This is a genomic window from Stenotrophomonas maltophilia complex sp. Om-AH-Sm3 (genome assembly GCF_059337855.1).
This window is the reverse complement of the sequence record NZ_JBYBLQ010000014.1, coordinates 16,354-41,710: the sequence shown is the minus strand read 5'-3', so window position 1 is coordinate 41,710 and position 25,357 is coordinate 16,354. Positions and strand designations below refer to the sequence as shown.

Here is a 25,357-nt window from a genome sequence, read left to right as displayed (position 1 = left end):
GTCCGACCTGCGGAGCCTACGGCAAGCGCAATGAGCGACGAACAGAACACCCCGGCAAACAACGGCAATTACGACGCCAACAGCATTACCGCCCTGGAAGGCCTGGAGGCTGTCCGCAAGCGACCCGGCATGTACATCGGTGACGTGCATGACGGCACCGGTCTGCACCACATGGTGTTCGAGGTTGTCGACAACTCGATCGACGAAGCGCTGGCCGGCCACGCCGACCATGTCGCGGTGACGATCCACGCTGACGGCTCGGTCTCGGTGTCCGATAACGGTCGCGGCATCCCCACCGGCAAGCACGAGCAGATGAGCGCCAAGCTCGGTCGCGAGGTCTCCGCCGCCGAAGTGGTGATGACCGTCCTGCACGCAGGCGGCAAGTTCGACGACAACAGCTACAAGGTTTCCGGCGGCCTGCACGGCGTCGGCGTCAGCGTGGTCAACGCGCTGTCGCAGAAGCTGCTGGTGGACGTGTTCCAGAACGGCTCCCACTACCAGCAGGAATTCAGCAACGGCGCAGCCGTGACCCCGCTCGCCAAGCTGGAAGCCACCACCAAGCGTGGCACCACCGTGCGCTTCTGGCCGTCCACCGTCGCCTTCCACGACAACGTGGAATTTCACTACGACATCCTGGCCCGCCGTCTGCGCGAGTTGTCGTTCCTGAACTCCGGCGTCAAGATCGTTCTTGCCGACGAGCGCGGCGACGGCCGTCGCGATGACTTCCACTACGAAGGCGGCATCCGCAGCTTCGTGGAGCATCTGGCCCAGCTGAAGACCCCGCTGCACCCGAATGTCATCTCCGTCACCGGCGAGCACAACGGCATCGTCGTGGAGGTGGCGCTGCAGTGGACCGACTCCTACCAGGAGACGATGTACTGCTTCACCAACAACATCCCGCAGAAGGACGGCGGTACTCACCTCGCCGGTTTCCGCGGTGCGTTGACCCGCGTGCTCAATAACTACATCGAGCAGAACGGCATCGCCAAGCAGGCCAAGATCAACCTGACCGGCGACGACATGCGCGAAGGCATGATCGCGGTGCTGTCGGTGAAGGTGCCGGACCCGAGCTTCTCCAGCCAGACCAAGGAGAAGCTGGTCAGCTCCGACGTGCGTCCGGCGGTGGAAAACGCCTTCGGTGCGCGCCTGGAAGAGTTCCTGCAGGAAAACCCGAACGAAGCCAAGGCGATCGCCGGCAAGATCGTCGATGCCGCGCGTGCGCGTGAAGCTGCGCGCAAGGCCCGCGACCTGACCCGCCGCAAGGGCGCGCTGGACATCGCCGGCCTGCCGGGCAAGCTGGCCGACTGCCAGGAAAAGGACCCGGCGCTGTCCGAACTGTTCATCGTCGAGGGTGACTCGGCAGGTGGCTCGGCCAAGCAGGGCCGCAACCGAAAGAACCAGGCGGTGCTGCCGCTGCGCGGCAAGATCCTCAACGTGGAACGCGCGCGCTTCGACCGCATGCTGTCCTCCGACCAGGTCGGTACGCTGATCACCGCACTGGGTACCGGCATCGGCCGCGACGAGTACAACCCGGACAAGCTGCGCTACCACAAGATCATCATCATGACCGACGCCGACGTCGACGGCGCCCACATCCGCACCCTGCTGCTGACGTTCTTCTACCGTCAGATGCCGGAGCTGATCGAGCGCGGTTACGTCTACATCGGCCTGCCGCCGCTGTACAAGATCAAGCAGGGCAAGCAGGAGCTGTACTTGAAGGATGACCCGGCGCTGGACAGCTACCTGGCCAGCAGCGCAGTGGAAAACGCTTCACTGGTGCCGGCCACCGGCGAGCCCGGCATCGAAGGCCTGGCGCTGGAGAAGCTGCTGCTGGCGTACGCCGCCGCGCTCGATTCCATCGAACGCAACGCGCACCGTTATGACCGCAACCTGCTCGAAGCGCTGGTCGATTTCGTGCCGATGGACATGGACAGCCTGCGCAATGCGGGCGAAGGCGAAGGCCTGGATGCGCTGGCCAAGCGCCTCAACCAGGGCAGCCTGGGCAGCCCGCGTTTCAGCCTGGAACTGCAGGAAGCCAACGACGAGCGCCCGGCCGCCGTGCTGGTGACCCGTCGCCACATGGGCGAGGAGCACATCCAGGTGCTGCCGATGTCGGCGTTCGAGAGTGGCGAACTGCGTGCGATCCACCAGGCCTCCAAGCTGCTGCACGGCCTGGTGCGCGAAGGTGCAACGATTTCCCGCGGCGCCAAGTCGATCGAAGTCGACAGCTTCGCGAAGGCGCAGAACTGGCTGCTCGAGGAGGCCAAGCGCGGCCGCCAGATCCAGCGATTCAAGGGTCTGGGTGAAATGAATCCGGAGCAGTTGTGGGATACCACGGTGAACCCGGAGACCCGTCGCCTGCTGCAGGTGCGCATCGAGGATGCGGTCGCTGCCGACCAGATCTTCAGCACCCTGATGGGCGATGTCGTCGAGCCGCGTCGCGACTTCATCGAAGACAATGCGCTGAAGGTCGCCAACCTGGATATCTGACACAATCGGGACCTGGCCGGTGCGCGGGGAGCTGCACCGGCCTTCGTCCCTTGAACACAGGTACCTGATGTCCGCATCCACCCCGGTCTCCGCCGCCCCGCCCCCGGTTCCGCCGGTGTCTGCCCCCCCGCGCACCGTGGCACCGTTGGCAGGCTTCTTCATCGACCTGGGCATCGCCGCCGTTACCCTGGTCGGCCTGAGCATGGTCACCGGCCTGTTCTGGGGCTTCTACCGTGCAATCGTGGTCAGCCGCGCCAACGCCGAGGCCAATGGCGGTGGACTGACACCTGACGCTGTCGGCGCGGCAGTGGGCCAGCCCGGTGCCCTGGCGCAGATCCTGATGGCCCTGATCGCCACCGGTGGCGCCGCGCTGCTGCTGTACTTCTGGCGACGCCCGGCAAGCGCCGGCGAACGCATGGCGTCGCGACAGGCGTTGCTGCGGCCGTCCACCTGGGGCTGGACCCTGCTGGTGGCCACGCTGATCGTGCTCGGCAGCAACGGCATCGCCTTCCTTTCCAAGCAGTTCGGCATCGAGCCGGTGCCCACCAACGTGGAACTGATGCAGAGCGCGATCGCTCGCTTCCCGCTGTTCCTGGTGCTGTTTGCGGTCGTCCTCGCCCCCGCCTACGAAGAGCTGCTGTTCCGCCGCGTCCTGTTCGGGCGCCTGTGGCAAGCCGGCCGCCCCTGGTTGGGCCTGATCCTCAGCAGCCTGGCGTTCGCCCTGGTCCATGAAGTGCCCGGTGTCAGCAAGAACTCGCTGCTGGGCATGGCGCAGCTGTGGCTGGTGTACGGTGGCATGGGCGCCGCCTTCTGCTGGCTGTACCGCCGCACCGGCACCCTGTGGGCGGCGATTGCCGCGCATGCGCTGAACAACGCGGTTGCGCTCGCCGCGATGGTGTTCCTGGGGTCAACGTAACGCCGTGCCCGCTTGACGAAAGATTAAGCAGGTACGCTACACACTGCGCACATGAACACGGGGGCGGACCCATGAAACAACTGCTGCTGGCTCTAGTCATCACCACCTTGGTCAGTGCCTGTGCAACCACCACCTCGCCAACCGGACGACGGCAGATGGTGGGCGGTGTGTCGCAGGCACAGCTTGACCAGCTCGGTGCGCAGGCGTTTGCCGAGACCAAGCAGAAAGAGAAGATCAGCACCGATGGCCGCCAGAACGGCTACGTGCAGTGCGTGGTCAATGCGCTGGTCGCACAGCTGCCGCCTCAGTACCGTGGGGTACGGTGGGAGACTGCCGTATTCGTCGACAAGGAACCCAACGCCTTTGCCCTGCCCGGCGGCAAAGTGGGCGTGAACACCGGCATCTTCACCGTCGCCAGGAACCAGGACCAGTTGGCTGCCGTGATCGGTCATGAGATCGGCCACGTGATCGCGCGTCACCACGAGGAACGCATTACCCGGCAGATGGGCGCGCAGACCGGCCTGGCCGTGCTGGGCGCGCTGGCCGGTGCCGCCTATGGCGATGGTGCCGCCAATACGGTCAATCAGCTGGGCGGCATGGGCGCGCAGGCGGCCTTCCTGTTGCCCGGCTCGCGGACCCAGGAAAGCGAGGCGGACGTGATCGGCCAGCGGCTGATGGCGCAGGCCGGATTCAACCCGGCCCAGGCCGTGGATCTGTGGCAGAACATGATGGCCGCCAGCGGCGGTCGAAGCCCGCAATGGCTGTCCACCCACCCCGATCCGGCCAACCGGATCCAGGAGCTGCGACGCGATGCGCCGGGCCTGGCGCCGGTCTATCAGCAGGCCCAGGCGGCCGGGCTGCGGCCAAAGTGCGGATGAGTGCGCAGTTCTATGCTGTATTGCAGCACATAAAACGATTTCTCACGCCATCTGTTTCTGATACGTTTGGCGGCTCAGATTTTTCTGACAGTCCGACTTTGCCGCTATCCGGCGGTTCGATCGAGGTGAACGATGATTTTCCGTAACCACAAAGCTGTGCTTTCCGTCCTCGTCGCGACCGCCCTGACCGGCGCCGTGGTCACCGATGCCTTCGCGCAGTCCTCGCGTTCCTCCGACCGTGGCAGCCGCGGCGGCAGCAGCAAGCAGGCCAAGGCCGAACCGCTGTACCCGAATGCGACCCGCCAGGAGCCGACCGCCAAGGCCTCGGCCAAGATGGGCAGCAAGCTGCAGAAAATGATCGACAGCTACAACAAGGAAAAGTTCCCGGAGACGCGCACGCAGGCTGACGCGATCCTGGCTGACAGCGCCTCCAACGAGTACGACAAGTCGCTGGCCGCGCAGCTGGCCTCGCAGGCCGCCTACCAGACCGACGACACCCCGGCCGCCATCGCCTACCTGAAGCAGGTCATCCAGTTCAACGGCCTGGACAACAACGGCCACTTCCAGTCGATGCTGATGCTGGGCCAGCTGCAGCTGCAGGAGGACCAGACTGCCGAAGGCCTGGCCACCCTGGACAAGTACTTCGCCGAGAGCAAGTCGACCAAGCCGGAAGAGCTGATTGCCAAGGGCCAGGCGCTGTACCAGCTGGAGCGCTACCAGGAAGCGATCCCGGTGCTGAAGCAGGCTATCGCGGGCGCTGCCGAGCCGAAGGACAACTGGAACCAGCTGCTGATGGCGGCCCTTTCCGAAGCCGGCCAGACCGGTGAGGCCGTGCAGGCCGCAGAAGCGCTGGCGGCCAAGAACCCGTCGGACAAGAAGGCCCAGCTGAATCTGGCCAACATGTACATGCAGGCTGACCAGATGCCGAAGGCCGCCGCGGTGATGGACAAGCTGCGCAGCAGCGGCCAGCTCACCGAAGAGCGCGAGTACAAGCAGCTGTACTCGATCTATGCCAACACCGAGAACAAGGAAAAGGACGTCATCGCGGTCATCAACGAAGGGTTGCAGAAGGGCATCCTGAAGCCGGATTACCAGGTCTACCTGGCGCTGGCCCAGTCCTACTACTACTCCGACCAGGTGCCGCAGGCGATCGATGCGTGGCAGAAGGCCGCCCCGCTCTCCAAGGACGGTGAGACCTACCTGAACCTGGCACGCGTCCTGCATGCCGAAGGTCGCGTCCCCGAGGCCAAGCAGGCCGCCCAGCAGGCGCTGGCGAAGGGCGTGAAGAACCAGGCTGATGCCAAAAAAATCATCAACCTGAAGTAAGTAGGAATAACGCCTGAATGCCTGCTCAGTTGATGCGCAGGCGCTCAGGATTGGTATAAGCTTGGAGGTTCCTGCGGTGTCATGCACCGCTGATCAGGGATCCCGCCCCCGGGATTCCGGCCCCACTATTGAGCTCTTGGCGCATGACGGAACAACTAGTCGTTCACCGGTACGAACAACCCGATGACAAGGGGCTGAGCTGGCCTCGCATCGTCGGCATCGCGTTTGTAATTGCCCTGCATCTGGCCGCCTTCATGATGCTCCTGATTCCCGCCGTGGCTCCCAAGGCCGTCGCGGAGAAGGAGCGCAACGTCATGGTGACCATCGTCGACGCGCCGCCGCCGCCCCCACCGCCGCCGCCGCCGCCGCCGCCGCAGGATACTCCGCCACCGCCGGTGAAGAATCTGTCGCCGCCGAAGCCGTCGCCCGTACCGCCGCCGCCGCAGGCGCCGGTTGTCGACGTGCCGGAGCCGCGCCCGAACGATATCGTCACCCCGCCGTCGCCTCCGGCGCCGCCGGCACCGCCGACCTCGATCGAGGCCAGCGTGGACATCTCGTCGAAGGCCATGAATCCGCCGCGCTACCCCCCGGCAGCCTTCCGCGCAGGTATCCAGGGCGAAGTGATCCTGATCATTGATGTCGATGCCAGCGGCAACGTCACCAATGTCACGGTGGAAAAGTCCAGCCGTAACCGCGACCTGGACCGTGCTGCGATGGAAGCGGCTCGCAAGTGGCGCTTCAACGCCGCTGAAGCAGGCGGTAAGAAGACGGCAGGTCGCGTTCGCGTCCCGGTCAACTTTGCGCTGAACTGATGCGCCCGGGTGGCCGCCTGGCCACCCCCGCTCCCGGTTCGATTGTTTAGCTTAGCTACACCCTTTATCACCACACACAACAAAGGTAAGCGTCATGCTGCAGGAAATTTTCATCGCCGCTGCTGCCGGGGGCAATCCGTCCAACGCCCTGTCGCAGATGGGCTTCGAGCACCTGATCCACGAAATGACCACCAAGCCGGGTGATTTCGCGGTTTCCTGGGTCGTGCTGCTGACCCTGATCGCCATGTCGGCCATGTCCTGGTACTGGACCGTCATCAACATCTTCCGTGCCACCCGCCTGAAGAGCGCCGCTGATCGCGTCGTCAGCCTGTTCTGGGACACCCCGAACGCGCAGGACGCCATCCGTGCGATGGAAGAGCAGCCGGCTTCGGAGCCGTTCTCGAAGATCGCCCTGGACGCTGCCCAGGCAGCCGCCCACCACCAGCGCGCTGAAGGCGGTGCTACCGGCGGCGTCGGTGAGAACCTGAGCCGTTCGGAGTTCGTCGACCGCGCTCTGCGTCAGGCCGTCACCCGCGAAAGCAACAAGCTGCAGTCGGGCATGACCCTGCTGGCCACCGTCGGCGCGACCGCTCCGTTCGTCGGTCTGCTGGGTACCGTGTGGGGCATCTACGGCGCGCTGATCAAGATCGGTGCCACCGGCTCCGCTTCGATCGACGCCGTTGCCGGCCCGGTGGGTGAAGCGCTGATCATGACCGCGATCGGTCTGTTCGTCGCAATCCCGGCCGTGTTCGCCTTCAACTTCTTCAGCAAGATCAACAGCGCGACCATCAGCAAGTTCGATACCTTCGCGCACGACCTGCACGACTTCTTCGCCACCGGTTCGCGCGTCCGCTGATTGCGGCGCGCGTCACCCAGCGACGAAGTAAGTAGTCACCAAGATCTAGACGGAGCCCGTTATGGCTTTCAGTAGTGGTAACAGCGGCGGCCCCATGGCCGACATCAACGTTACGCCCCTCGTGGACGTGATGCTGGTGCTGCTGATCATCTTCATCATCACGGCGCCCCTGATGTCCCACAAGGTCAAGGTGGATCTGCCGGAAGCCAACCTGATCCAGAAGCCGGAAGATGCTGAAAAGCGTCCGAACCCGATCACGCTGGCAGTCAAGGAAGACGGCTCGATCTACTGGAACGACGAAGAAATCAACAAGCAGACTCTCGAGTCCCGCTTGGCGACCGCCGCACAGCAGACCCCGCAGCCGCCGCTGAACCTGCGTGGTGACCGCACCACCAAGATGCGCGTCATCAACGACCTGACCAAGGTCGCGCAGGAACAGGGCATGCTGGACGTCGGCTTCGTTGCGACCAAAGAAAAGGGGCAATAAGCCATGGCATTCAGTAGTGGTGGTGGCAAGGGCCCCATGGCAGACATCAACGTCACGCCCCTCGTGGACGTGATGCTGGTTCTGCTGATCATCTTCATCGTGACCGCGCCGATCATGACGTACCCGATCGCCGTGGACCTGCCGCAGCGCGTGCTCAACCCACCGCCGCAGCTGGTCGAACCGCCGCCGCCGATCGAACTGAAGATCGACGCCAGCAACCAGGTCTCGTGGAACAACAGCCCGATCAATACCAGCGAGCTGCAGCAGCGGATGGAGCAGGAGGTCCAGCGTGACCCGACCAACCAGCCGGAACTGCGCATCGACGCCAGCCCGGATTCCGAGTACGACGTGATGGCCAAGGTTCTGGCCGCCGCGAAGAACGCTCAGATGAAGAAGATCGGTTTTGTGCAGCAGTAAACGCGACACCGCAACACAACAGTCATGACGCGACTGCAGACGCCCCTGGAGACAGGGGCGTTTTTTTGTTTGTGGGATGCAGTCGGGGTCAGATCCTTATTTGGCAGGAAAAGGGATCTGACCCCATCAGGGAGCACGCGCCCGCTATGATCGGCGCATGCTTGCCCTCTTCGATTCCCTGCGCCATTGGCTCGACGGTATCGCCCACCTCGGCACGATCCTGGCGGTGGCTTACCTGCTGTACCTGTTCGCGCTGGCGGGCTGGATCATGCTGCAGAAGCGCGAGCCGGTGGCCACGCTGAGCTGGATCCTTTCGTTGGCACTGCTCCCCTATCTCGGGCTCTTCATCTACTACCTGCTGGGCCCGCAGAAGGTGAAGCGGCAACGGCTGCGTCGTGGCCGTGCACGCTCGGGCATGGAGCACTACAGCGATGTCTGCCCGCCCGATTCGGACTGCACCGAACTGGCCAAGGTTGCCCAGGCAACGACCGGACTGGCCCCAAGCAGTGCCACCGAAGTGACCTGGCTGGTGGACGGTGCGGCGACCTACGCGGCCTTGCTGGAAGCCGTTGCACAGGCGCACGATCACATCCATCTGGAGTACTACATCTTCAATCCGGATCGCGCAGGCACCGCCCTGCGCGATGCCCTGGTCGAGCGCGCACGTGCCGGTGTGCAGGTGCGCCTGCTGCTGGATGCGGTGGGCTCATCCGCCCTGCCCCGCCGTTTCCTGCAGCCCCTGCTCGAGGCTGGCGGTGAAGCGATCTGGTTCCACCCACGGCAGCTGCTGAAACCGTTCAAGCGCCCGTGGCTGAACCTGCGCACGCACCGCAAGCTGGTGATCGTCGATGGCCGCCTGGCCTTCACTGGCGGCATCAACATCACCGACGAGGAAGACGAAAGCCGCAGGCCCGACGCCTATCGCGACCTGCACATGCGCATCCGCGGTCATGTGGTGCGCAGTCTGCAGCTGGTGTTCGCCGAGGACTGGCTCTACGCCAGTGGCCAGGAACCCTCGCGGATGGATATCGCCCGCTTGTGGCCGGCCGATATGCCGCTGCGCGGGGATGGCGCAATCAACGCGCAGGTACTGGTGTCCGGCCCGGATTCGGGCTGGGAGACGATCCACCGGCTGCACGTCGCCGCCATCCAGGAAGCGCACGAGCGGGTGTGGCTGGTGACGCCCTATTTCGTGCCGGGTGAAGCGGCGCGGATGGCGCTGACTTCGGCCGCGCTGGGCGGCCTGGACGTGCGCCTGCTGGTACCGAAAATGAGCGATTCGTGGTTCGTCACCCAGGCCGCGCGCTCGTACTTCGATGAGCTGTTGCATGCCGGCGTGAAGATCTACGAGTACGGCCCGCGCATGCTGCACACCAAGGCGTTCATCGCCGACGACGACGTCTGCATTGTCGGCAGTGCCAACTTCGACCACCGCAGCTTCCGCCTGAACTTCGAGCTGTCGATGATGATCAGCGACCGGGACCGCGTGGCGGCCCTGGCCGAGCTGCTGCAGGGTGAATTCGATCGCGCCACGCGGGTGCATGACCAGGCCGGGCGCTCGCTGTGGCTGCACCGCCTGCCCGAGGCCTTCGCCCGGCTGGCCTCGCCGCTGCTCTGACGCAGCGCTACACTGCGGCGATCATCCGGGGAGCCCGACTATGTACTGGTTGTACCTGCTGCTGGCGCTGGGCTGCTTTGCCTTCGCGCTGAAGACCCCAAGCGCAGGGTTGATGACCCTGTGCCTGCTGGCCGCGCTCGGCTTCCTGCTGGCCTGGGTACGCGGTCGTTACGTGGCCCGTTTCGGCGACCTGCAGCGCGACCCGGCCACCCTGATCGATGCCGAGGAACTGCGCCGCCTGCGCGAGCAGGCCCAGGCGCGCCGCAACGATGACGCCAACGACAACGATCCGTCCCCTCTTTCCAAGTAGTTCCGTTCCATGACCCAGCTCAGCGTCAACGTCAACAAGATCGCCGTCCTGCGCAATTCGCGCGGCGGTGCCGAACCGGACGTGGTGCGCGCCGCCCAGGCCTGCCTGGATGCCGGCGCGCATGGCATCACCGTGCATCCGCGGCCGGACCGCCGCCACATCACCGCCGAGGACGTGCTGGCCCTGTCCACGTTGACCCGCGCCCGTGGCGTTGAATTCAACATCGAGGGCAATCCATTTGCGCCGCCGCGCGAGGGGTACCCGGGGCTGCTGCCGCTGTGCGAACAGACCCGTCCGGCGCAGGCCACCCTGGTGCCCGACGGCGATGGCCAGATCACCTCCGACCACGGTTTCGACTTCGAACGCGACGCCGAGCGCTTGCGCCCGTTGATTGCCCAACTGAAGGCGATGGGCTGCCGGGTCAGCCTGTTCGTGGATGCGGGCAACCCGTCGCTGGAGCAGGCCGCCGAGGTCGGTGCCGACCGCATCGAGTTGTACACCGGCCCCTACGCAGAGGCGCATGCGGCGGGCGACGCTGCGGCAATGCTCGAACTGTTCGCCACTGCGGCGCGGCGGGCGCAGGCGGTGGGCCTGGGCGTCAACGCCGGCCATGACCTGTCGCAGGACAACCTGCGCGATTTCCTGGGCCACGTGCCGGACGTGCTGGAGGTGTCGATTGGCCACGCGCTGATCGGCGAGGCACTGTATGACGGGCTGGATGCCACCGTGCGGGGCTACCTGGCGCTGCTCTGACCGATGGATACAGCCGAGCATGGGCTCGGCTCTACAGCGCCGACCCCATGCTCGGCTCAGCGTTCCGCTGAACCCTTCAGGCGGCCGTCGCAGCCATTGAGACAGCCCCGGCGTACGCTGCCGCAATGGGTATTGCGATCAAGGGCCGAGGTTCCACGTCCCACCTTGCTGGGCGCTTCGAAAGCACCGTCAGCGAGGCGGTGGACGACGGCTGGGCGGTCGATGAGAGCGAGGAGTTCCTCGCGCCGCGCCTGCGTACCGAGGTGCGCGCCGAGACCGCGCGCAGCATCATCACCCGCAACAATTCGCCGGACGTCGGCTTCAGCCAGTCGGTGAATCCGTATCGCGGCTGTGAGCATGGGTGTTCCTACTGCTTCGCGCGCCCTTCCCATGCCTATCTGAACCTGTCACCTGGTCTGGACTTCGAGACCAAGCTGTTCGCCAAGACCAATGCGCCTCAGCTGCTGCGCAAGGAACTGTCGAAACCCGGTTACGTGCCGCAGCCGATCGCGCTGGGCATCAACACCGATGCGTATCAGCCGATCGAGCGCAAGTTCAAGCTGACCCGCCAGCTGATCGAAGTGATGCTGGAAACCAGGCATCCGTTCTCGCTGATCACCAAGAACGCACTGGTCGAGCGCGACATTGATCTGCTCGCGCCGCTGGCGGCGGAGAACCTGGTCAGTGTGCATTTCTCGGTGACCTCGCTGGACCCGCATCTCTCCGCGAAGCTGGAACCGCGCGCATCAGCACCCCATGCACGATTGCGCGCGATGAAGCGCCTGCATGACGCGGGTATCCCGGTGGGCGTGATGGTGGCACCGGTGATTCCGTGGATCAACGACAGCGAACTTGAAGCGGTGCTGGAGGCTGCGCACGATGCAGGCGCCAGTACTGCAGGCTACGTGCTGCTGCGCCTGCCGCTGGAAGTGGCGCCACTGTTCCGCGACTGGCTCGATACCCATCATCCCGATCGCGCCGCGCACGTGATGAGTACCATCCAGCAGCTGCGTGGTGGCAAGGACTACGACAGCCAGTTCGGCACCCGCATGCGCGGCCAAGGCGTGTATGCCGATCTGTTGAACAACCGCTTCAAGCTGGCGCGCAAGCGGTTGGGATTCAATGCGCAGAACAGCCATTGGCCGAAGCTGGATTGCAGCCGGTTCCAGAAGCCGTTGCCGCCGAAGAAGGATTCGCCGCAAGGGTCGTTGTTCTGAGGCCATCAGTCGAGCATGGCTCGACTGTACATCAAGGCCGACGAGCAGTTCGGCGTCACCCCCCAAACAACTTCTGCGCACTCTGGAACAGGATCCAGCTGGTGGCGATGAACTTGTCGCCACCCTGTGGCCGATTGCCGCGATGGGTGTGGGTGAACGCCGTCGGCGCAATCAGCAAACTGCCGGTGCGCGGCGCGATCTTCCGCCCCTGGAACAGGAACTCGGTTTCGCCCTCGTCGAAGTCGTCATTGAGGTACAGCGTCCACAGCACATGCCGGTGCAGGGTCTCGGCCTGCGCATCCTTCGGGTACAGCTCGCAGTGCCAGTACGGGTAGCCACCCTCGCCCGCGGCGTACCACTGCAGGTTGATCGCACCCGGACGAAGGCAGGTGCGGGCCAGGTCGGCCAGCTGCTGTTGCGGCATGTCGGGAAAGTCCTCGGCAGACAGGCGTCGCGGTTGGCCATTGCTGTCCTGGATCTGCAACATCAGCGGCGCGATCAATGCCTGTGGATAACGGCGTAGATAAGTCAGCAGGCCGTTGAACACCGCGATCTGCAGCTGCTGGTCGACGTCCTGCCAGCCGTCCAGGCCACTGATGCGCAGATCCTTGCTGTGCTTGAGTTCGGGGAACACGCCACTGCCCACCGCACCGGGCAGCAGGCCACGCGTGGCACGCATGCGCTCGACGATGGCCGCGCAGACCTCACTGGGGACGGCGTTGTGGATGACTTCGATGAAATCGACCGGGCCCTGCTCGTGCATGCGTGCATTCCTTCGGCGGCAACGGCTTGATGGTGCCGTTTGCCGCCCGCGGTGTCACCCTGCGGTCATGTCATCGAACTGCCATGACCGCCGTCAGGCGTCGAGCCGTCAGCCCTGCGCTTCGTCGTGCGCGTGGTGGTAACGCACCGCTTCGGCCACTTCCTCGCGCGAACCCAGGAACACCGGCACGCGCTGGTGCAGCTGGTCGGGCTGGATGTCGAGGATGCGCTCGCGGCCGGTCCAGGCGGCGCCGCCGGCCTGTTCGACCAGCAGGCCCATCGGATTGGCTTCGTACATCAGGCGCAGCTTGCCGGCCTTGGACGGATCCTTCTTGTCCCACGGGTAGATGAAGATGCCGCCGCGGGTCAGGATGCGATGCACGTCGGCCACCATGCTGGCGATCCAGCGCATGTTGAAGTTCTTGCCGCGCGCGCCTTCCTTGCCTGCCAGCAGGTCGCTGACATAGGCCTGCATCGGCGCTTCCCAGTGACGCTGGTTGGACATGTTGATGGCGAACTCCTGGGTGGCCGCCGGAATCTGCATGTTCTCGGTGGTCAGCACGAACTCGCCCTTCTCGCGGTCCAGAGTGAAGGCGTGGGTGCCGTGGCCGACGGTCAGCACCAGCTGGGTGCTGGGCCCGTAGATGCAGTAGCCAGCGGCGATCTGCTTGCTGCCCGGCTGCAGGAAGGCGTCATCGCCTGGCAGCTCGACGTTGGTCGGGCAGCGCAGCACCGAGAAGATGGTGCCGACGGAGACGTTGACGTCGATGTTGGAGCTGCCGTCGAGGGGATCGAACAGCAGCAGGAAATCACCGCGCGGATAGATATCCGGCACCGGCTGGCTGTGGTCCATTTCCTCCGAGGCGCAGGCGGCAAGGTGGCCGCCCCAGGCATTGGCTTCGAGCAGGATCTCGTTGCTGATCACGTCCAGCTTCTTCTGTGCTTCACCCTGCACGTTGCCGGTACCGGCGTCGCCGAGCACGCCTCCGAGGGCGCCCTTGCTGACGGCGATGGAAATGCTGGTGCAGGCGCGGGCGACCACGGCGATCAGCTGGCGCAGGTCGGCATTGATGCGGCCGGCGTGCTGTTCCTGGATCAGGAAGCGGGTCAACGAAGTACGGGACATGGTCGGGCAGGTCTCGGCAGCGGGAAAACGCCTATTGTCGCCCGTCTGGCGGGGGCGTGCGTGAGCGCGGGAAGGCGTAATCGTTTCCAGATGCGTTGCGCTCGTGGCGCCTTCCTTCATGGAGGCACAGGGCGAGGTACACCGTGGCCAGGACACGCCGTAAACCCATCCATGGGGGCTCGGTCGGCGCATCCATGCGCCTCACGGTCCTGGCCACGGTGTACCTCGCCCTGCGCTTCAGGGTTCGCCGCGAGCGCGGAGGGTGTGGCAAGGGCAGAGGCAAAGCAGAAGCAAAAACAAAGGCGCCTTTCGGCGCCTTTGTTCTCAAACCCGTGCAGCCTTGCTTCAGCCCTTGGCGACGGTGGCCACGGCCTTGGCGACGTATTCCAGGTTGTTCTGGTTCAGCGCGGCCACGCAGATGCGGCCGGTGCCGACGGCGTAGATGCCGAACTCGTCGCGCAGGCGTTCGACCTGCTCACGGCTCAGGCCGGAATACGAGAACATGCCGGCCTGTTCGTTGATGAAACCGAACTGCGGCGCGCCGGCGGCGGCCAGCTTCTCGACCAGGCCCTGGCGCAGGGCGTGGATGCGCTCGCGCATCTCGGTCAGTTCCTGCTCCCACATGGCGCGCAGTTCCGGATTGGTCAGCACGCCGGCCACCAGCGCGGCACCGTGGGTGGACGGACTGGAGTAGATGGTGCGGATCACACGCTTGACCTGCGACTGCACGGCCTTGGCGTCAGCAGCGGTCGGCGCCACCATCGACAGCGCACCCACGCGCTCGCCATACAGCGAGAACGACTTGGAGTACGAGTTGGCGACGATGAAGCTGTCGATGCCGGCTTCGGCGATGATGCGCACGGCGGCGCCATCCTGCTCGATGCCCTTGTCGAAGCCCTGGTAGGCCATGTCGATGAAGGGGAACAGCTGCTTGTCCTTCAGCAGTTGCGCGACCTGCTTCCACTGGGTGACCGTGAGGTCGGCACCGGTGGGGTTGTGGCAGCAGGCGTGCAGCAGCACTACGGTGCCGGCTTCCAGCTTGCCGAGGTCGGCCAGCATGCCGTTGAAGTCGACGCCATGGCTGGCCGGGTCGAAATAGGTGTAATCCAGCACCTCGAAACCGGCCGCGCTGAACACCGCACGGTGGTTCTCCCAGCTCGGGTTGCTCAGCGCCACGGTGGCATGCGGCAGCAGCTTCTTCAGCACGTCGGCGCCGACGCGCAGCGCACCGCTGCCACCGACGGTCTGTGCGGTGGTGACGCGGCCGGCGGCCAGCAGCGGCGAGTCTTTGCCGAACACCAGCTCTCGCGTGGCCTGCGTGTATGCCGGCAGGCCATCGATCGGCAGGTAGCCGCGCGGTTTGGCGTCAGCGGCAAGCTGCTGCTCGATCTGCTTGACGGCGCGCAGCAGCGGGATGCGGCCGCTCTCGTCGTAGTAGATGCCCACACCCAGGTTGACCTTGGTCGGGCGGCTGTCGGCGTTGTACGCCTCGGTCAGGCCCAGGATCGGGTCGCCTGGGACCAGTTCCACGTTTGCAAAGAAGGACACGGCGGTACTCGTTCGGTAGACGGAAAGGGGGAGGAAGTGCGCTACGCGGTCTGCGGCCTTGCAGCCGGAAACAGCCCATCGTAACAAAGCCTGCCGGGGCTGGCCGCCGCCGTCGTCATCCGTGGCCCCGTACCATGGCGTGCGTTGCCGCCTGATCCATCAACCTGAATCATGAATCCCGCCGCACGTCGCCATTGCCTGCCGTTGTCCATCCTGCTGCTGTCGCCCTGGGCGGCCGTGGCCGGGCCCGCACCGACCGCCCTGCCCAGCGTGCAGGTGCAGGCAGCGCGGGTGCCGGGCATCGACCCGTTCGCGTTGCCGGCCAGCCTGGACACGGTCTGGATCGACGCCGGCCGCGCCGGCGCCGGCGCACAGCTGTCCGAGGCGCTGGCCGGGGTCCCGGGCCTGGTCGCCCGTGACCGCCAGAACTTCGCGCAGGACACCCAGCTGTCGATCCGTGGCTTTGGTGCGCGCTCGACCTTCGGTGTGCGTGGGGTGCGGGTGTTGATCGACGGGGTGCCGGCGACCATGCCCGACGGACAGGGCCAGCTGTCGCATGCCAGCCTGCTCGGTGCCGAACGGATCGACGTGCTGCGCGGGCCGTTCTCGGCGCTGTACGGCAATTCCTCCGGCGGCGTGCTGCAGGTCTGGAGCGCACAGGGCCAGGCCGGCGACCCGTGGCGGCTGCGCGTCAACGCGGGTGCCGACAACACGCTCAGCGTCGGCGCGCAACTGAAGGGTGCCGGCCGTGTTCTGGATTACAACATCGCCGCCAATCACTTCCGCACCGATGGCTGGCGCGACCACAGCCGTGCCCGTCGCGAATCGCTCGCTGCGCGTATCGGTGGCGATCTCGGCGGGGGGCGGCTGGAGCTGCTGCTCAATGGCTTCGATGCCCCCGATGCGCAGGACCCGCTGGGCCTGAGCCGTACCCAGGTGGCGGCCGATCCGCGCCAGGCCACCGCCGTGGCGCACCAGTACAACACCCGTAAATCGGTGCGCCAGCAGCAGGCTGGCCTGCGCTGGACCCGTGAAACCGGGGCGCAGCGTTGGCAGCTGATGGGCTATGCCGGCCAGCGCGCGGTACGCCAGTACCTGCCGATCCCGCCGGCAGCTCAGACCAACAGCCCGTTGCATGCCGGCGGGGTGATCGACCTGGAGGGCGGCTATGGCGGGCTGGACGCGCGCTGGGGCTGGCACGGCGACCTCGCCGGCCGACCGCTGGATCTGGTGGCCGGGCTCAGCGCCGACCGCCAGCGCCAGCATCGCACCGGCTACGAGAACTTCATCGGCAGCGCTCTCGGCGTGCGTGGGCGGCTGCGCAGAGACCAGATCGACACCGTGCAGAACGTCGATCAGTTCGCCCAGGCGTGGTGGCAGTGGAGTCCACGCTGGTCATTGCTGGCTGGCGTGCGTCACAGCGCCGTGCGCTTCGAATCCGACGATCGCTACATCACCGCCCGCAACCCGGACGACAGCGGCCACCGCCGCTACCAGGCCACCACGCCGGTGGCCGGAATCAGCTTCGAGGCCAGCCCGCAGTGGCGACTGCACGCGGCGGTGGGCCGTGGCTTCGAGACGCCCACCTTCAACGAGCTGGGGTATCGCGCCGACGGGCAGGCGGGACTGGCGCTGGATCTGGCGGCGGCGCGCAGCCGCAGCCTGGAGGTGGGCAGCAAATGGCATGCACAGGACGGAACCCAGCTCGATATCAGCCTGTTCCGCGCAGATACCGACGATGAGTTGGCAGTTGCCAGCAACATCGGCGGACGCAGCACCTATCGCAACATCGGCCGCACCCGCCGCCAGGGTGTGGAACTGCGCTACCGGCAGCCGTTGGCAGAACAGTTGGAACTGCAGGTGGCCTGGACCTGGCTGCAGGCGCAGGTGCGTGCGCCGTACCTGACCTCGAACACCTGGGTTTCCGCCGGCAGCCGCTTGCCCGGCGTACCGCGCCAGCAGGCGTTTGCCCGGCTGCAGTGGACCCCGGCCGACTGGCAGTGGGCGCTGGAGGCCGCCGCCAGCACCGATACCCTGGTCAACGACGTGGCCACGGAGCGGGCGCCGGGCTACGCGTTGCTGAACCTGGAGGCCGGTCGTTTCTGGACACTGCCAGGTGGCGAGCTGCGCGCCTTCGCCCGGCTGGAGAACGTGCTGGACCAGGCCTACATCGGCTCGGTGATCGTCAACGACGGCAACGGGCGCTTCTACGAACCGGGGCCCGGGCGCCGGGCCAGCGTGGGCCTGCAATGGTCCTGGCGTTGACTGGGTAGTGCCGGCCGCTGGCCGGCATCGCGCCGTGCACGACGTCAGGAGGTTGCCGGCCAGCGGCCGGCACTACCCGTAAATCGGGGGCAGGGCGTCAGGGGGTTGCCGGCCAGGGGCCGGCACTACCCGTCAGTCGGGCGCCTTGGCCGGTACGAACGGCGAGGTCGGGTCGCTGGCCGGGAAGGTCTCCTCCAGCGCCTCGTCCTGGTTGTCGCTGGCGCGCTGCTTGCGTTCGCGACGCTTGAGCGGGCTTTCCTGGCCGCCGCGATGGCGGTCGCCGCCATCCTTGCGGTCCTGGGCGGCCTGTTCAGCCTCGTGCTTCACCGGCAGATGGTCGCCACCGTGCTCGGCGTCGTAGAAAGGTGCGCCGGTGCCGCGGTAGTCGGCATTGTCGGCATCGCGCTTGCCGCGCTGTTCACCGGGAATGGGCGGGTGGTTTTCCCGCAACGGGTCTCGGGAATTCTCTCGGCTCATGGTCTGGCTACCTGCGCTCGGGGCTCCCACTACACCGCGCCACAGGTAAAGCCGCCGCGAACCCGGCGTCATGAACATCTCGCTCACCCCCCGGTAACGGCACCGCGCGTATTCCTGCCCACCCGCCCCCGCTGCAGGAGCCGGCCATGCCCCGTCTTGAACGACCCGCACCGTCCGTGTTCAACGCCCTGCTCGATCCGCTCGGCCAGCGCACCGCACAACGCCGCACGCGCCGCCATGAAGATCCGCAGGCGGTGGCGCAGGACTACCTGCAGTACATGCTCAGCGACTACGAAGAGCGTCGCGGGCAGAACCACCGCAACTGGCGCGATCTATGCCCGGTCTATGCCTTCGCATTGACCACCCACGCTGCGGACTGGCCGCGCGGTGACGCCGCGGATACCTGTGAGGAACTGGCCGAACACTGGGAACAGATGCGCGGGCAGTCGCGGTTGAGCTGGTCGCAGGCACGGCCGGTGGTGGAAGACGCTTGGCGCGCGCTGGATCATATTCCTGCGGTGGCGGTGAGGCCGTTGCTGCAGTAGTGCCGGCCGCTGGCCGGCAACCTCAGGAAACTTCAGGCCGCGAGCTCTGCCGGCCCGCAGCCGGCACTGCCGTTCTCCGTAGAACCCACGTGCACGGTATCGACACGGGTGGTTTACACCGCCCATCCGAAGCTGGATGCCCTGCCCCGCCAAAGGTACGCCCATGGCCCGCCCGATCTGGACCGGCACGCTGTCGTTTGGCCTGCTCAACGTGCCGGTGTCGCTGATGTCAGGCGAACGCAAGGTCGATCTGCAGTTCCGCATGCTCGACTCCCGCGACCGCAAGCCGATCCGCTTCGAGCGGGTCAACGCCGATACCGGCGAGGAAGTGCCATGGAAGGACATCGTCAAAGCCTATGAGTACGACAAGGGCAGCTATGTCGTGCTGGAGGAAGGCGATATCCGGTCTGCGGCACCGGAAAGCCACGAAGCGGTGGAGGTGGAATCGTTCGTGGATGCCGCGCAGATCGACCCGCGCTACTACGAGAAACCCTACCTGCTGGTGCCCGGCAAGAAGGCCGAAAAGGGCTACGTACTGCTGCGCGAGACATTGCGCAGTACCGGCAAGGTGGGCATCGCCCGGGTGGTGGTGCGTACCCGCGAATACCTGTGCGCGGTGATGCCGCATGCGGACGCGCTGGTGCTGATGATCCTGCGCTATCCGCAGGAACTGGTGGATCCCGAAGATTACAAACTGCCCACCGGAAAGCTCGCCGATTACCGCATCAGCAGCAGGGAAACGGCGATGGCCGAGCAGTTGATCGAGTCGATGTCCGGTGATTGGGATCCGTCGCAGTACCACGACGAATTCCGCGAGCGCCTGCAGCAGGTGCTGAACAAGCGCATCAAGTCCAAGGGCGGTACCACACGGGTGGAGGATGAACCTGCACCGCGTGAGGACGCCAGCACCAACGTGGTCGATTTCATGGCACTGCTGCAGAAGAGCCTGGATGCGAACAAGCGTACGCCGGCGAAGAAGACGGCAACGCGGAAAGCAGCCACCAAGCCGACGGTAAAGAAAGCCGCAAAGAAGGCAACGAAGAAGGCCGCAAAGAAAACCGCTGCACGGCGTAAGGCAGGTTGAGTCATGTCGTTGCACCAGTACCGGCGAAAGCGCCGGCTTGGCGGTGGCCTCGGGCAGACACCGGAACCTGACGACACACCCGGACACGGCAACCCGAAGCGGCGGCCGATCTTTGTCATACAGCTGCACCATGCCACTTCGCGGCACTATGACTTCCGCCTTGAGATGGACGGTGTGCTGAAAAGCTGGGCGGTGCCGAAGGGTCCTTCGCTTCGCGCTGGTGACAAGCGGCTGGCCGTGGAAGTGGAAGACCATCCGCTGTCCTACGCCGGTTTCGAAGGAGATATTCCCGAAGGCCACTACGGCGCTGGCCACGTCGAGGTCTTCGATCACGGCACATGGGCCTGCGAAGGCGATCCACTGCAGGCACTGGCAGCGGGAAAGATCGACTTCGTGCTGCATGGGCAACGCCTGGCTGGCGGCTGGAAGCTGGTGCGCACAGCGATGAAGGGACGCCAGGTACAGTGGTTGTTGATCAAACGCGACGACGAGGAAGCGCGAGATGCCGAAGCAGATGATCTGCTCCAATCCCCCATGCCGAAACGCACATCCGCAGTGAGCAAGCGCACGGTGGGCAAGTCAACGCGCGCCGCACCGGCTGCACGATCGGCGACCCGCAAGGCCGATGCGCGTTGGCATGCGCGAGCGCTGAACCTGGATGGCGCTCGTGACACGCCCTACCCGCGCGCCTTCAAGCCACAGTTGACCGATCATCGCGACAGTGCACCGGACGGCGAGCGCTGGTTGCATGAGATCAAGTGGGATGGCTATCGCCTGCTGGCCGATCTGCACGAAGGCAAGGTGACGCTGCGCTCCCGCAACGGCCTGGATTGGACCGGTGATTTCCCCGAGGTGGTACAGGCCGTGCAGGCACTGCCGGTGCGGGATGCGCGCCTGGACGGCGAGCTGGTGGTGCTGGACAAGCAGGGGCGCAGCGACTTCGCCGCGCTGCAGCGTGTGATCGACGGGAGTTCGAAGCAACCGTTGCGCTACATCGTGTTCGATCTGCCGGGTGTGGCCGGCGTGGACATCAGTCGTTCACCGCTGCTGGAGCGCAAGGCGCTGCTGAAGGATCTCATCGGACCCACGCCCGGAACCCTGGCCTTCAGCGAGCACGTGATCGACCATGGCCCGCAGGTATTCGATGCCAGCGGCAAGGCGGGATTCGAAGGCATCGTCAGCAAGCAGGTGGATGCGCCCTACGTGAACACCCGTGCACGCAGCTGGGTGAAGGTGAAGCACGAAGACACCGACGAGTTCGCGATTGTCGGCTACACGGCACCGAAGGGCTCCCGGGTGGGGTTCGGCTCGCTGCTGCTGGCGACGCCGGACAAGGGCGCCTTGCGCTATGTGGGCCGCGTTGGCACCGGCTTCGACGACGAAAGCCTGCGCGCGCTGCACAAGGCGCTGCAGCCGTTGGCGGTGAAGACGCCTGTGCTGCAGCTGCCGGCGCACGTGCCGTTCCGCGCCGCCAGCGTGCGCTGGGTGAAGCCGGTGACGGTGGCGGAGGTGGCATTCCGTGGCTGGGGCAAGGAAGGCCTGCTGCGCCAGGCGAGTTTCAAGCGGCTGCGCAGCGACAAGCAGAAGGAGGACCTGGGAGTGGCCGTTTCGAGTGCTGAAGCCGGGGGCGAGGTCCAGATCACCCATCCAGAGCGGGTGGTGTTCCCAAGGCAGAAGCTCAGCAAGGGCGACGTGGCGGACTACTACCAGCGCATGGCGCGCTGGATCCTGCCCGAAATTGCCGGGCGGCCCTTGTCACTGCTGCGCTGCCCGGATGGCGTGGGCAAGGCCTGCTTCTTCCAGAAGCACCATGGCCCCGGCCTGGGGGATGCCGTGCACGCGGTGCCCCTGCAGCAGAAGAGCGGCCGCGAGGACTACGTCTACATCGACGATGTGCGGGGCCTGCTGCAACTGGTGCAGATGAACACACTGGAGCTGCATCCGTGGGGCGCGACCGTGGCCGATCCCGAGCACCCGGATCGCTTGGTGTTCGATCTCGATCCCGGTGAAGGAGTGGGCTGGGCGGAGGTGAAAGCCGCTGCGCGTGATGTCCGTGACCACCTGCAGGAAGTCGGCCTGAAGAGTTTCGTGCGGCTGTCCGGTGGCAAGGGCGTGCATGTGGTAGTGCCGCTGCGGCCCAAGGCCGACTGGGAACAGGCCAAGGCGTTCTGTGAGGCGTTCGCCCGGGCGATGGCGGAGCGGGCGCCGGACCGCTACGTGGCCACAATGAGCAAGGCCAAGCGTGGCGGCGTCATTTTCATCGACTGGCTGCGCAATACGCGGGGTGCCACCAGTGTGTGTTCGTGGTCGTTGCGTGCGCGCGATTCCGCCGGTGTGGCAGTACCGCTGCGCTGGGATGAACTGGCTCGTATCAGTGCCGCCGACGCATTTTCCATGGGCAAGGCGCTGGCGCGCGCGAAGCGGCTGAAGGCGGACCCTTGGCACGGCATCGCGCGGCTGAAGCAGACGCTGCCGTCGCTGAAGCGGTAGTGCCGGCCAGCAGTTGCAACGGCAGCGACGCCAGCAGTGAAATGACGAACCAGAACGGGAAATCCGCACCCGCCGTCCACATGGCGTAGCCACAGCCCAGCGCGACCAGCGACCAGATCGAGAAGCCGTGCGATCGCGGCCAGCAGGGCGCGTAATAGGTGGCAAAGGAAACCCCGGCGATGCCACCGAGCACGCTGAAGGTGAGATCCCAGCCCAGCTGCACGCTGTTGTTGTCCGGCGACAGGCCCAGCAACGGTGGCAGCCAGCTGGCGACGCTGCTGACCAGCGCAAGCGACAGCACGCCGCCGATCAGGGCAACGAGGGACAGGAACAGGGTCTTGAGCACGCCAGGCATGCGCGCATTGTACGGCTGCGGCGGAGAACCCGGCATGCCGGCCAGCGGCCGGCACTACCGAAATGTGTGTGGATCCGATCCGATGAATCGGCATGGCCGCCGCGTCCGTGGGAGAGGGGGACGGAGCGACGGCGGCCATGCACAGGCGGTCAGGCGGCGAAGTCGAGCACCACGCGGCCTTCGATGGTGCCCGCATGCATGCGCGCGAACACGTCGTTGATGTTTTCCAGGCGGTCGGTGCTGACCGTCGCCGCGACCTTGCCCTCGGCGGCGAACTGCAGCGATTCCTGCAGGTCCAGGCGGGTACCGACGATCGAGCCGCGCACGGTGATGCCGTTGAGCACCATGCCGAAGATGTCCAGCGGGAAGTTGCCGGGCGGCAGGCCATTGAGCGAGACAGTGCCGCCACGGCGCACCATGCCCAGTGCCTGCTCGAACGCCTTCGGCGATACCGCGGTGACCAGCGCACCGTGGGCGCCGCCGATTTCCTTCCTGAGGAACGCGGCCGGGTCGGTGGTGCGCGCGTTGACGGTGACCTGCGCGCCCAGCTGGCGGGCCAGTGCCAGCTTGGTGTCGTCCACGTCCACTGCGGCCACGTTCAGGCCCATCGCACGGGCGTACTGCACGGCCATGTGGCCCAGGCCACCGATGCCGGAAATCGCCACCCAGTCACCGGGCTTGGTGTCGGTGACCTTCAGGCCCTTGTAGACGGTCACGCCGGCGCACAGCACCGGCGCGATCTCGACGAAGCCCACCTCCTTCGGAAGCAGGCCGACATAGTTGGCATCGGCCAGTGCGTACTCGGCGAAGCCGCCGTTGACCGAGTAGCCGGTATTGCGCTGCGTCTCGCACAGCGTTTCCCAGCCACCCAGGCAGTGTTCGCAATGACCACACGCCGAGTACAACCAGGGGATGCCGACCCTGTCGCCTTCCTTGACGTGCCCTACCCCGCCTCCCACGGCCACGACGTGCCCCACGCCCTCGTGGCCGGGGATGAACGGCGGGTTCGGTTTCACCGGCCAGTCGCCCTCGGCGGCGTGCAGGTCGGTGTGGCAGACGCCACAAGCCTCGATCTTGACCAGTACCTCGCCCGCCCCCGGGCGCGGTACCGAGACTTCCTCGATCACCAGTGGCTTGCCGAACTCACGCACGACAGCGGCCTTCATGGTGGAATTCATGTTCGGATCTCCGTAGTGCGCTTGCCCACAGAATGACGCCGGCGCGAGGCGGGCGCTTTGATCACGATCAAACCTTTGAAGTTCCGCGAAGCAGGTTCAGCTGGCCAGCACCGAGGCCTCGCGGGCCAGGCGCTCGATGGCGTCCCAGTCGCGGGTCTGCAGCAGCGCCGGGGTGGTCAGCCACGAACCGCCCACGCACAACACGTTGGGCAGGTGCAGGAACTGCGGCGCGGTCTGCGCGCTGATGCCGCCGGTCGGGCAGAAGCGCACATCGGCGAACGGGCCGTGCCAGGCGGCCAGCAGCGCGGCGCCGCCGGCCTGCACGGCCGGGAAGAACTTGAAGGTGTCCGCGCCGTGCTCCAGGCCCTGGATCAGGTCCGAAGCGGTGGCAGCACCGGGCAGGTACGGCAGGTCGGCATCACGCGCGGCCGCATACAGTGCCGGCGTGGCACCGGGGGAAACGGCAAAACGCGCACCGGCCTGCTTCGCCGCCTGCATCTGCGCGGCGTTGAGTACGGTGCCGGCACCGATCACCGCGTCCGGCACGGCCTCGACCATGGCCTTGATCGCATCCAGCGCCTGCGGCGTGCGCAGGGTCACCTCGATCACCGGCAGCCCGCCACGGAACAGTGCCTGGGCTACTTCGACCGCTTCATTCACATCTTCGGGGGTGTACACCGGGATCACCGGTGCCAGCTTCAACAGCGCGCGCAGGCGCGGATCAGCGCTGGACATCGTCTTGCTCCTTGCCCGCCAGGGCATCGCGGATGCTGCCGGTGCCGGCAGCGCAGCGGCGCATGATGCCATGCGGACCGCGATGGTGCCCTGCTCCGCACCGCGCCGGATTCAGGCCGGGTCGGCCTGCAGCGCCTGGATGCGGCGCTGGTACCAGTCGCCACCGAGCGGATCGAACACCGCCGAGCGCTCCATCTGCGCCTCGTACACGTGTACCGAGATCGCCAGTGCCTCATCGCTGGCATTGCGCAGGGTGTGGTACTCATGCGGGGGGATCAGGCTGCCGGCACTGCCGCAGCCCCCGCGCAGCGCGGCGTGGCGGCGGAAGCGCCAGCGCTCGCCGGCGCACTCCAGCAGCTCGTAACGGGTGATCTCCAGCTCGCCCAACCACACGCCCTCCACACACCACATGGCATCGTGGTCGTGCAGCGGCGTGCCCTGCCCTGGGCCCCAGCTCATGGCAATCACGCTGTAGCCGTGTTCGCGGCTGTGGTACAGCGGACGTCGCGCGTAATGATCACTGACCGGCCGATGCACGCATTCGGGCAACTCGATGCGGTTGTCGGTTATGGCTTCCTGCAGCGCCAGCTGCAGGTCGGCCGTGATGCGCTCGGGATCACCGGAGCTCATCGCCGCGTCGACTGCGGCGATCAACCGGTCGCGGCCGCGGAACGGCGGAAACGGAGAAGTCTGCAGGTCCATGCCTCGAATG

Annotated in this window: 23 protein-coding genes and 1 pseudogene; 16 read left to right on the top strand and 8 right to left on the bottom strand. The window is 66.0% G+C overall.

Annotation, left to right across the window (positions count from 1 at the left end; genetic code table 11):
* The first annotated feature begins 30 nt into the window (after nucleotides 1-30).
* The 12 genes from gyrB to AC10QF_RS15895 all read left to right on the top strand — a co-directional run bounded on the left by gyrB (nucleotide 31) and on the right by AC10QF_RS15895 (nucleotide 12,080).
* Complete coding sequence (gyrB, locus tag AC10QF_RS15950; protein WP_061480434.1) at nucleotides 31-2,490, top strand: DNA topoisomerase (ATP-hydrolyzing) subunit B; 2,460 nt, start codon at nucleotides 31-33, stop codon at nucleotides 2,488-2,490.
* A gap of 67 nt (nucleotides 2,491-2,557) precedes the next feature.
* A complete protein-coding gene (locus tag AC10QF_RS15945; protein WP_111175887.1) occupies nucleotides 2,558-3,406 on the top strand; it encodes a CPBP family intramembrane glutamic endopeptidase in 849 nt (282 codons plus the stop codon).
* Between the two features lie 71 nt (nucleotides 3,407-3,477).
* A complete protein-coding gene (locus tag AC10QF_RS15940; RefSeq protein ID WP_005421202.1) occupies nucleotides 3,478-4,284 on the top strand; it encodes a M48 family metallopeptidase in 807 nt (268 codons plus the stop codon).
* A gap of 132 nt (nucleotides 4,285-4,416) precedes the next feature.
* Entirely contained in the window at nucleotides 4,417-5,610 is a 1,194-nt protein-coding gene (locus AC10QF_RS15935; protein ID WP_005421200.1) for a tetratricopeptide repeat protein, read from the top strand.
* A 143-nt stretch (nucleotides 5,611-5,753) separates the two neighbouring features.
* Nucleotides 5,754-6,422 carry an energy transducer TonB gene (locus tag AC10QF_RS15930; RefSeq protein ID WP_005421199.1) on the top strand — a complete coding sequence of 223 codons (669 nt, stop codon included), beginning with the start codon at nucleotides 5,754-5,756 and terminating at the stop codon, nucleotides 6,420-6,422.
* A gap of 94 nt (nucleotides 6,423-6,516) precedes the next feature.
* Nucleotides 6,517-7,278, top strand: coding sequence for a TonB-system energizer ExbB (exbB, locus tag AC10QF_RS15925; protein ID WP_005411738.1), 762 nt, complete (start codon nucleotides 6,517-6,519; stop codon nucleotides 7,276-7,278).
* Nucleotides 7,279-7,339: 61 nt separating this feature from the next.
* The gene (locus tag AC10QF_RS15920; protein WP_005421196.1) at nucleotides 7,340-7,765 is read left to right on the top strand and encodes an ExbD/TolR family protein; all 426 of its coding nucleotides are present in this window, start codon (nucleotides 7,340-7,342) and stop codon (nucleotides 7,763-7,765) included.
* 3 nt (nucleotides 7,766-7,768) lie between these two features.
* Nucleotides 7,769-8,182 carry an ExbD/TolR family protein gene (locus AC10QF_RS15915; protein ID WP_005411740.1) on the top strand — a complete coding sequence of 138 codons (414 nt, stop codon included), beginning with the start codon at nucleotides 7,769-7,771 and terminating at the stop codon, nucleotides 8,180-8,182.
* 157 nt (nucleotides 8,183-8,339) lie between these two features.
* A complete protein-coding gene (gene cls / locus AC10QF_RS15910; protein WP_111178696.1) occupies nucleotides 8,340-9,800 on the top strand; it encodes a cardiolipin synthase in 1,461 nt (486 codons plus the stop codon).
* A 40-nt stretch (nucleotides 9,801-9,840) separates the two neighbouring features.
* Nucleotides 9,841-10,110, top strand: coding sequence for a hypothetical protein (locus AC10QF_RS15905; RefSeq protein WP_005421192.1), 270 nt, complete (start codon nucleotides 9,841-9,843; stop codon nucleotides 10,108-10,110).
* A gap of 9 nt (nucleotides 10,111-10,119) precedes the next feature.
* The gene (locus tag AC10QF_RS15900) at nucleotides 10,120-10,863 is read left to right on the top strand and encodes a pyridoxine 5'-phosphate synthase (RefSeq protein ID WP_005421190.1); all 744 of its coding nucleotides are present in this window, start codon (nucleotides 10,120-10,122) and stop codon (nucleotides 10,861-10,863) included.
* A 125-nt stretch (nucleotides 10,864-10,988) separates the two neighbouring features.
* Nucleotides 10,989-12,080: a PA0069 family radical SAM protein gene (locus tag AC10QF_RS15895; RefSeq protein WP_053496723.1), complete on the top strand. Its 1,092-nt coding sequence runs from the start codon at nucleotides 10,989-10,991 to the stop codon at nucleotides 12,078-12,080.
* A gap of 55 nt (nucleotides 12,081-12,135) precedes the next feature.
* Here AC10QF_RS15895 and AC10QF_RS15890 read toward each other — a convergent pair whose 3' ends face one another.
* The 3 genes from AC10QF_RS15890 to AC10QF_RS15880 all read right to left on the bottom strand — a co-directional run bounded on the left by AC10QF_RS15890 (nucleotide 12,136) and on the right by AC10QF_RS15880 (nucleotide 15,516).
* Nucleotides 12,136-12,843 (bottom strand): 2OG-Fe(II) oxygenase, encoded by a 708-nt coding sequence (locus AC10QF_RS15890; RefSeq protein ID WP_032957940.1) that lies wholly within the window; start codon nucleotides 12,841-12,843, stop codon nucleotides 12,136-12,138.
* A 108-nt stretch (nucleotides 12,844-12,951) separates the two neighbouring features.
* Nucleotides 12,952-13,968, bottom strand: a complete 1,017-nt coding sequence (locus AC10QF_RS15885; protein ID WP_005421178.1) for a class 1 fructose-bisphosphatase — start codon at nucleotides 13,966-13,968, stop codon at nucleotides 12,952-12,954.
* 345 nt (nucleotides 13,969-14,313) lie between these two features.
* A complete protein-coding gene (locus AC10QF_RS15880) occupies nucleotides 14,314-15,516 on the bottom strand; it encodes an amino acid aminotransferase (RefSeq protein WP_061480467.1) in 1,203 nt (400 codons plus the stop codon).
* 171 nt (nucleotides 15,517-15,687) lie between these two features.
* Here AC10QF_RS15880 and AC10QF_RS15875 point away from each other — a divergent pair, with 171 nt between their 5' ends.
* Nucleotides 15,688-17,781, top strand: a complete 2,094-nt coding sequence (locus AC10QF_RS15875; RefSeq protein ID WP_494542493.1) for a TonB-dependent receptor family protein — start codon at nucleotides 15,688-15,690, stop codon at nucleotides 17,779-17,781.
* A gap of 132 nt (nucleotides 17,782-17,913) precedes the next feature.
* Here AC10QF_RS15875 and AC10QF_RS15870 read toward each other — a convergent pair whose 3' ends face one another.
* Nucleotides 17,914-18,258, bottom strand: coding sequence for a hypothetical protein (locus tag AC10QF_RS15870; protein ID WP_053496719.1), 345 nt, complete (start codon nucleotides 18,256-18,258; stop codon nucleotides 17,914-17,916).
* 146 nt (nucleotides 18,259-18,404) lie between these two features.
* On the opposite strand from AC10QF_RS15870, the gene AC10QF_RS15865 reads away from it, so the two are divergent.
* From AC10QF_RS15865 to ligD, 3 genes are all read left to right on the top strand, one after another.
* Nucleotides 18,405-18,803, top strand: coding sequence for a hypothetical protein (locus AC10QF_RS15865; RefSeq protein ID WP_049413394.1), 399 nt, complete (start codon nucleotides 18,405-18,407; stop codon nucleotides 18,801-18,803).
* A 163-nt stretch (nucleotides 18,804-18,966) separates the two neighbouring features.
* Nucleotides 18,967-19,887 carry a non-homologous end joining protein Ku gene (gene ku / locus AC10QF_RS15860; RefSeq protein WP_111178698.1) on the top strand — a complete coding sequence of 307 codons (921 nt, stop codon included), beginning with the start codon at nucleotides 18,967-18,969 and terminating at the stop codon, nucleotides 19,885-19,887.
* A gap of 3 nt (nucleotides 19,888-19,890) precedes the next feature.
* Nucleotides 19,891-22,377 (top strand): DNA ligase D, encoded by a 2,487-nt coding sequence (ligD, locus tag AC10QF_RS15855; protein WP_494542492.1) that lies wholly within the window; start codon nucleotides 19,891-19,893, stop codon nucleotides 22,375-22,377.
* A gap of 1 nt (nucleotide 22,378) precedes the next feature.
* Here the strand turns inward: ligD and AC10QF_RS15850 are convergent.
* From AC10QF_RS15850 to AC10QF_RS15835, 4 genes and pseudogenes are all read right to left on the bottom strand, one after another.
* Nucleotides 22,379-22,732 (bottom strand): annotated as a pseudogene (locus tag AC10QF_RS15850) (hypothetical protein); the annotation flags it as partial.
* 149 nt (nucleotides 22,733-22,881) lie between these two features.
* A complete protein-coding gene (gene adhP / locus AC10QF_RS15845; RefSeq protein ID WP_053496716.1) occupies nucleotides 22,882-23,910 on the bottom strand; it encodes an alcohol dehydrogenase AdhP in 1,029 nt (342 codons plus the stop codon).
* A gap of 96 nt (nucleotides 23,911-24,006) precedes the next feature.
* Nucleotides 24,007-24,645 carry a bifunctional 4-hydroxy-2-oxoglutarate aldolase/2-dehydro-3-deoxy-phosphogluconate aldolase gene (gene eda / locus AC10QF_RS15840; protein ID WP_065186797.1) on the bottom strand — a complete coding sequence of 213 codons (639 nt, stop codon included), beginning with the start codon at nucleotides 24,643-24,645 and terminating at the stop codon, nucleotides 24,007-24,009.
* A 111-nt stretch (nucleotides 24,646-24,756) separates the two neighbouring features.
* On the bottom strand, nucleotides 24,757-25,347 hold the full coding sequence (locus AC10QF_RS15835) for a cysteine dioxygenase family protein (protein ID WP_065179059.1): 591 nt from the start codon (nucleotides 25,345-25,347) through the stop codon (nucleotides 24,757-24,759).
* Nucleotides 25,348-25,357: the final 10 nt, after the last annotated feature.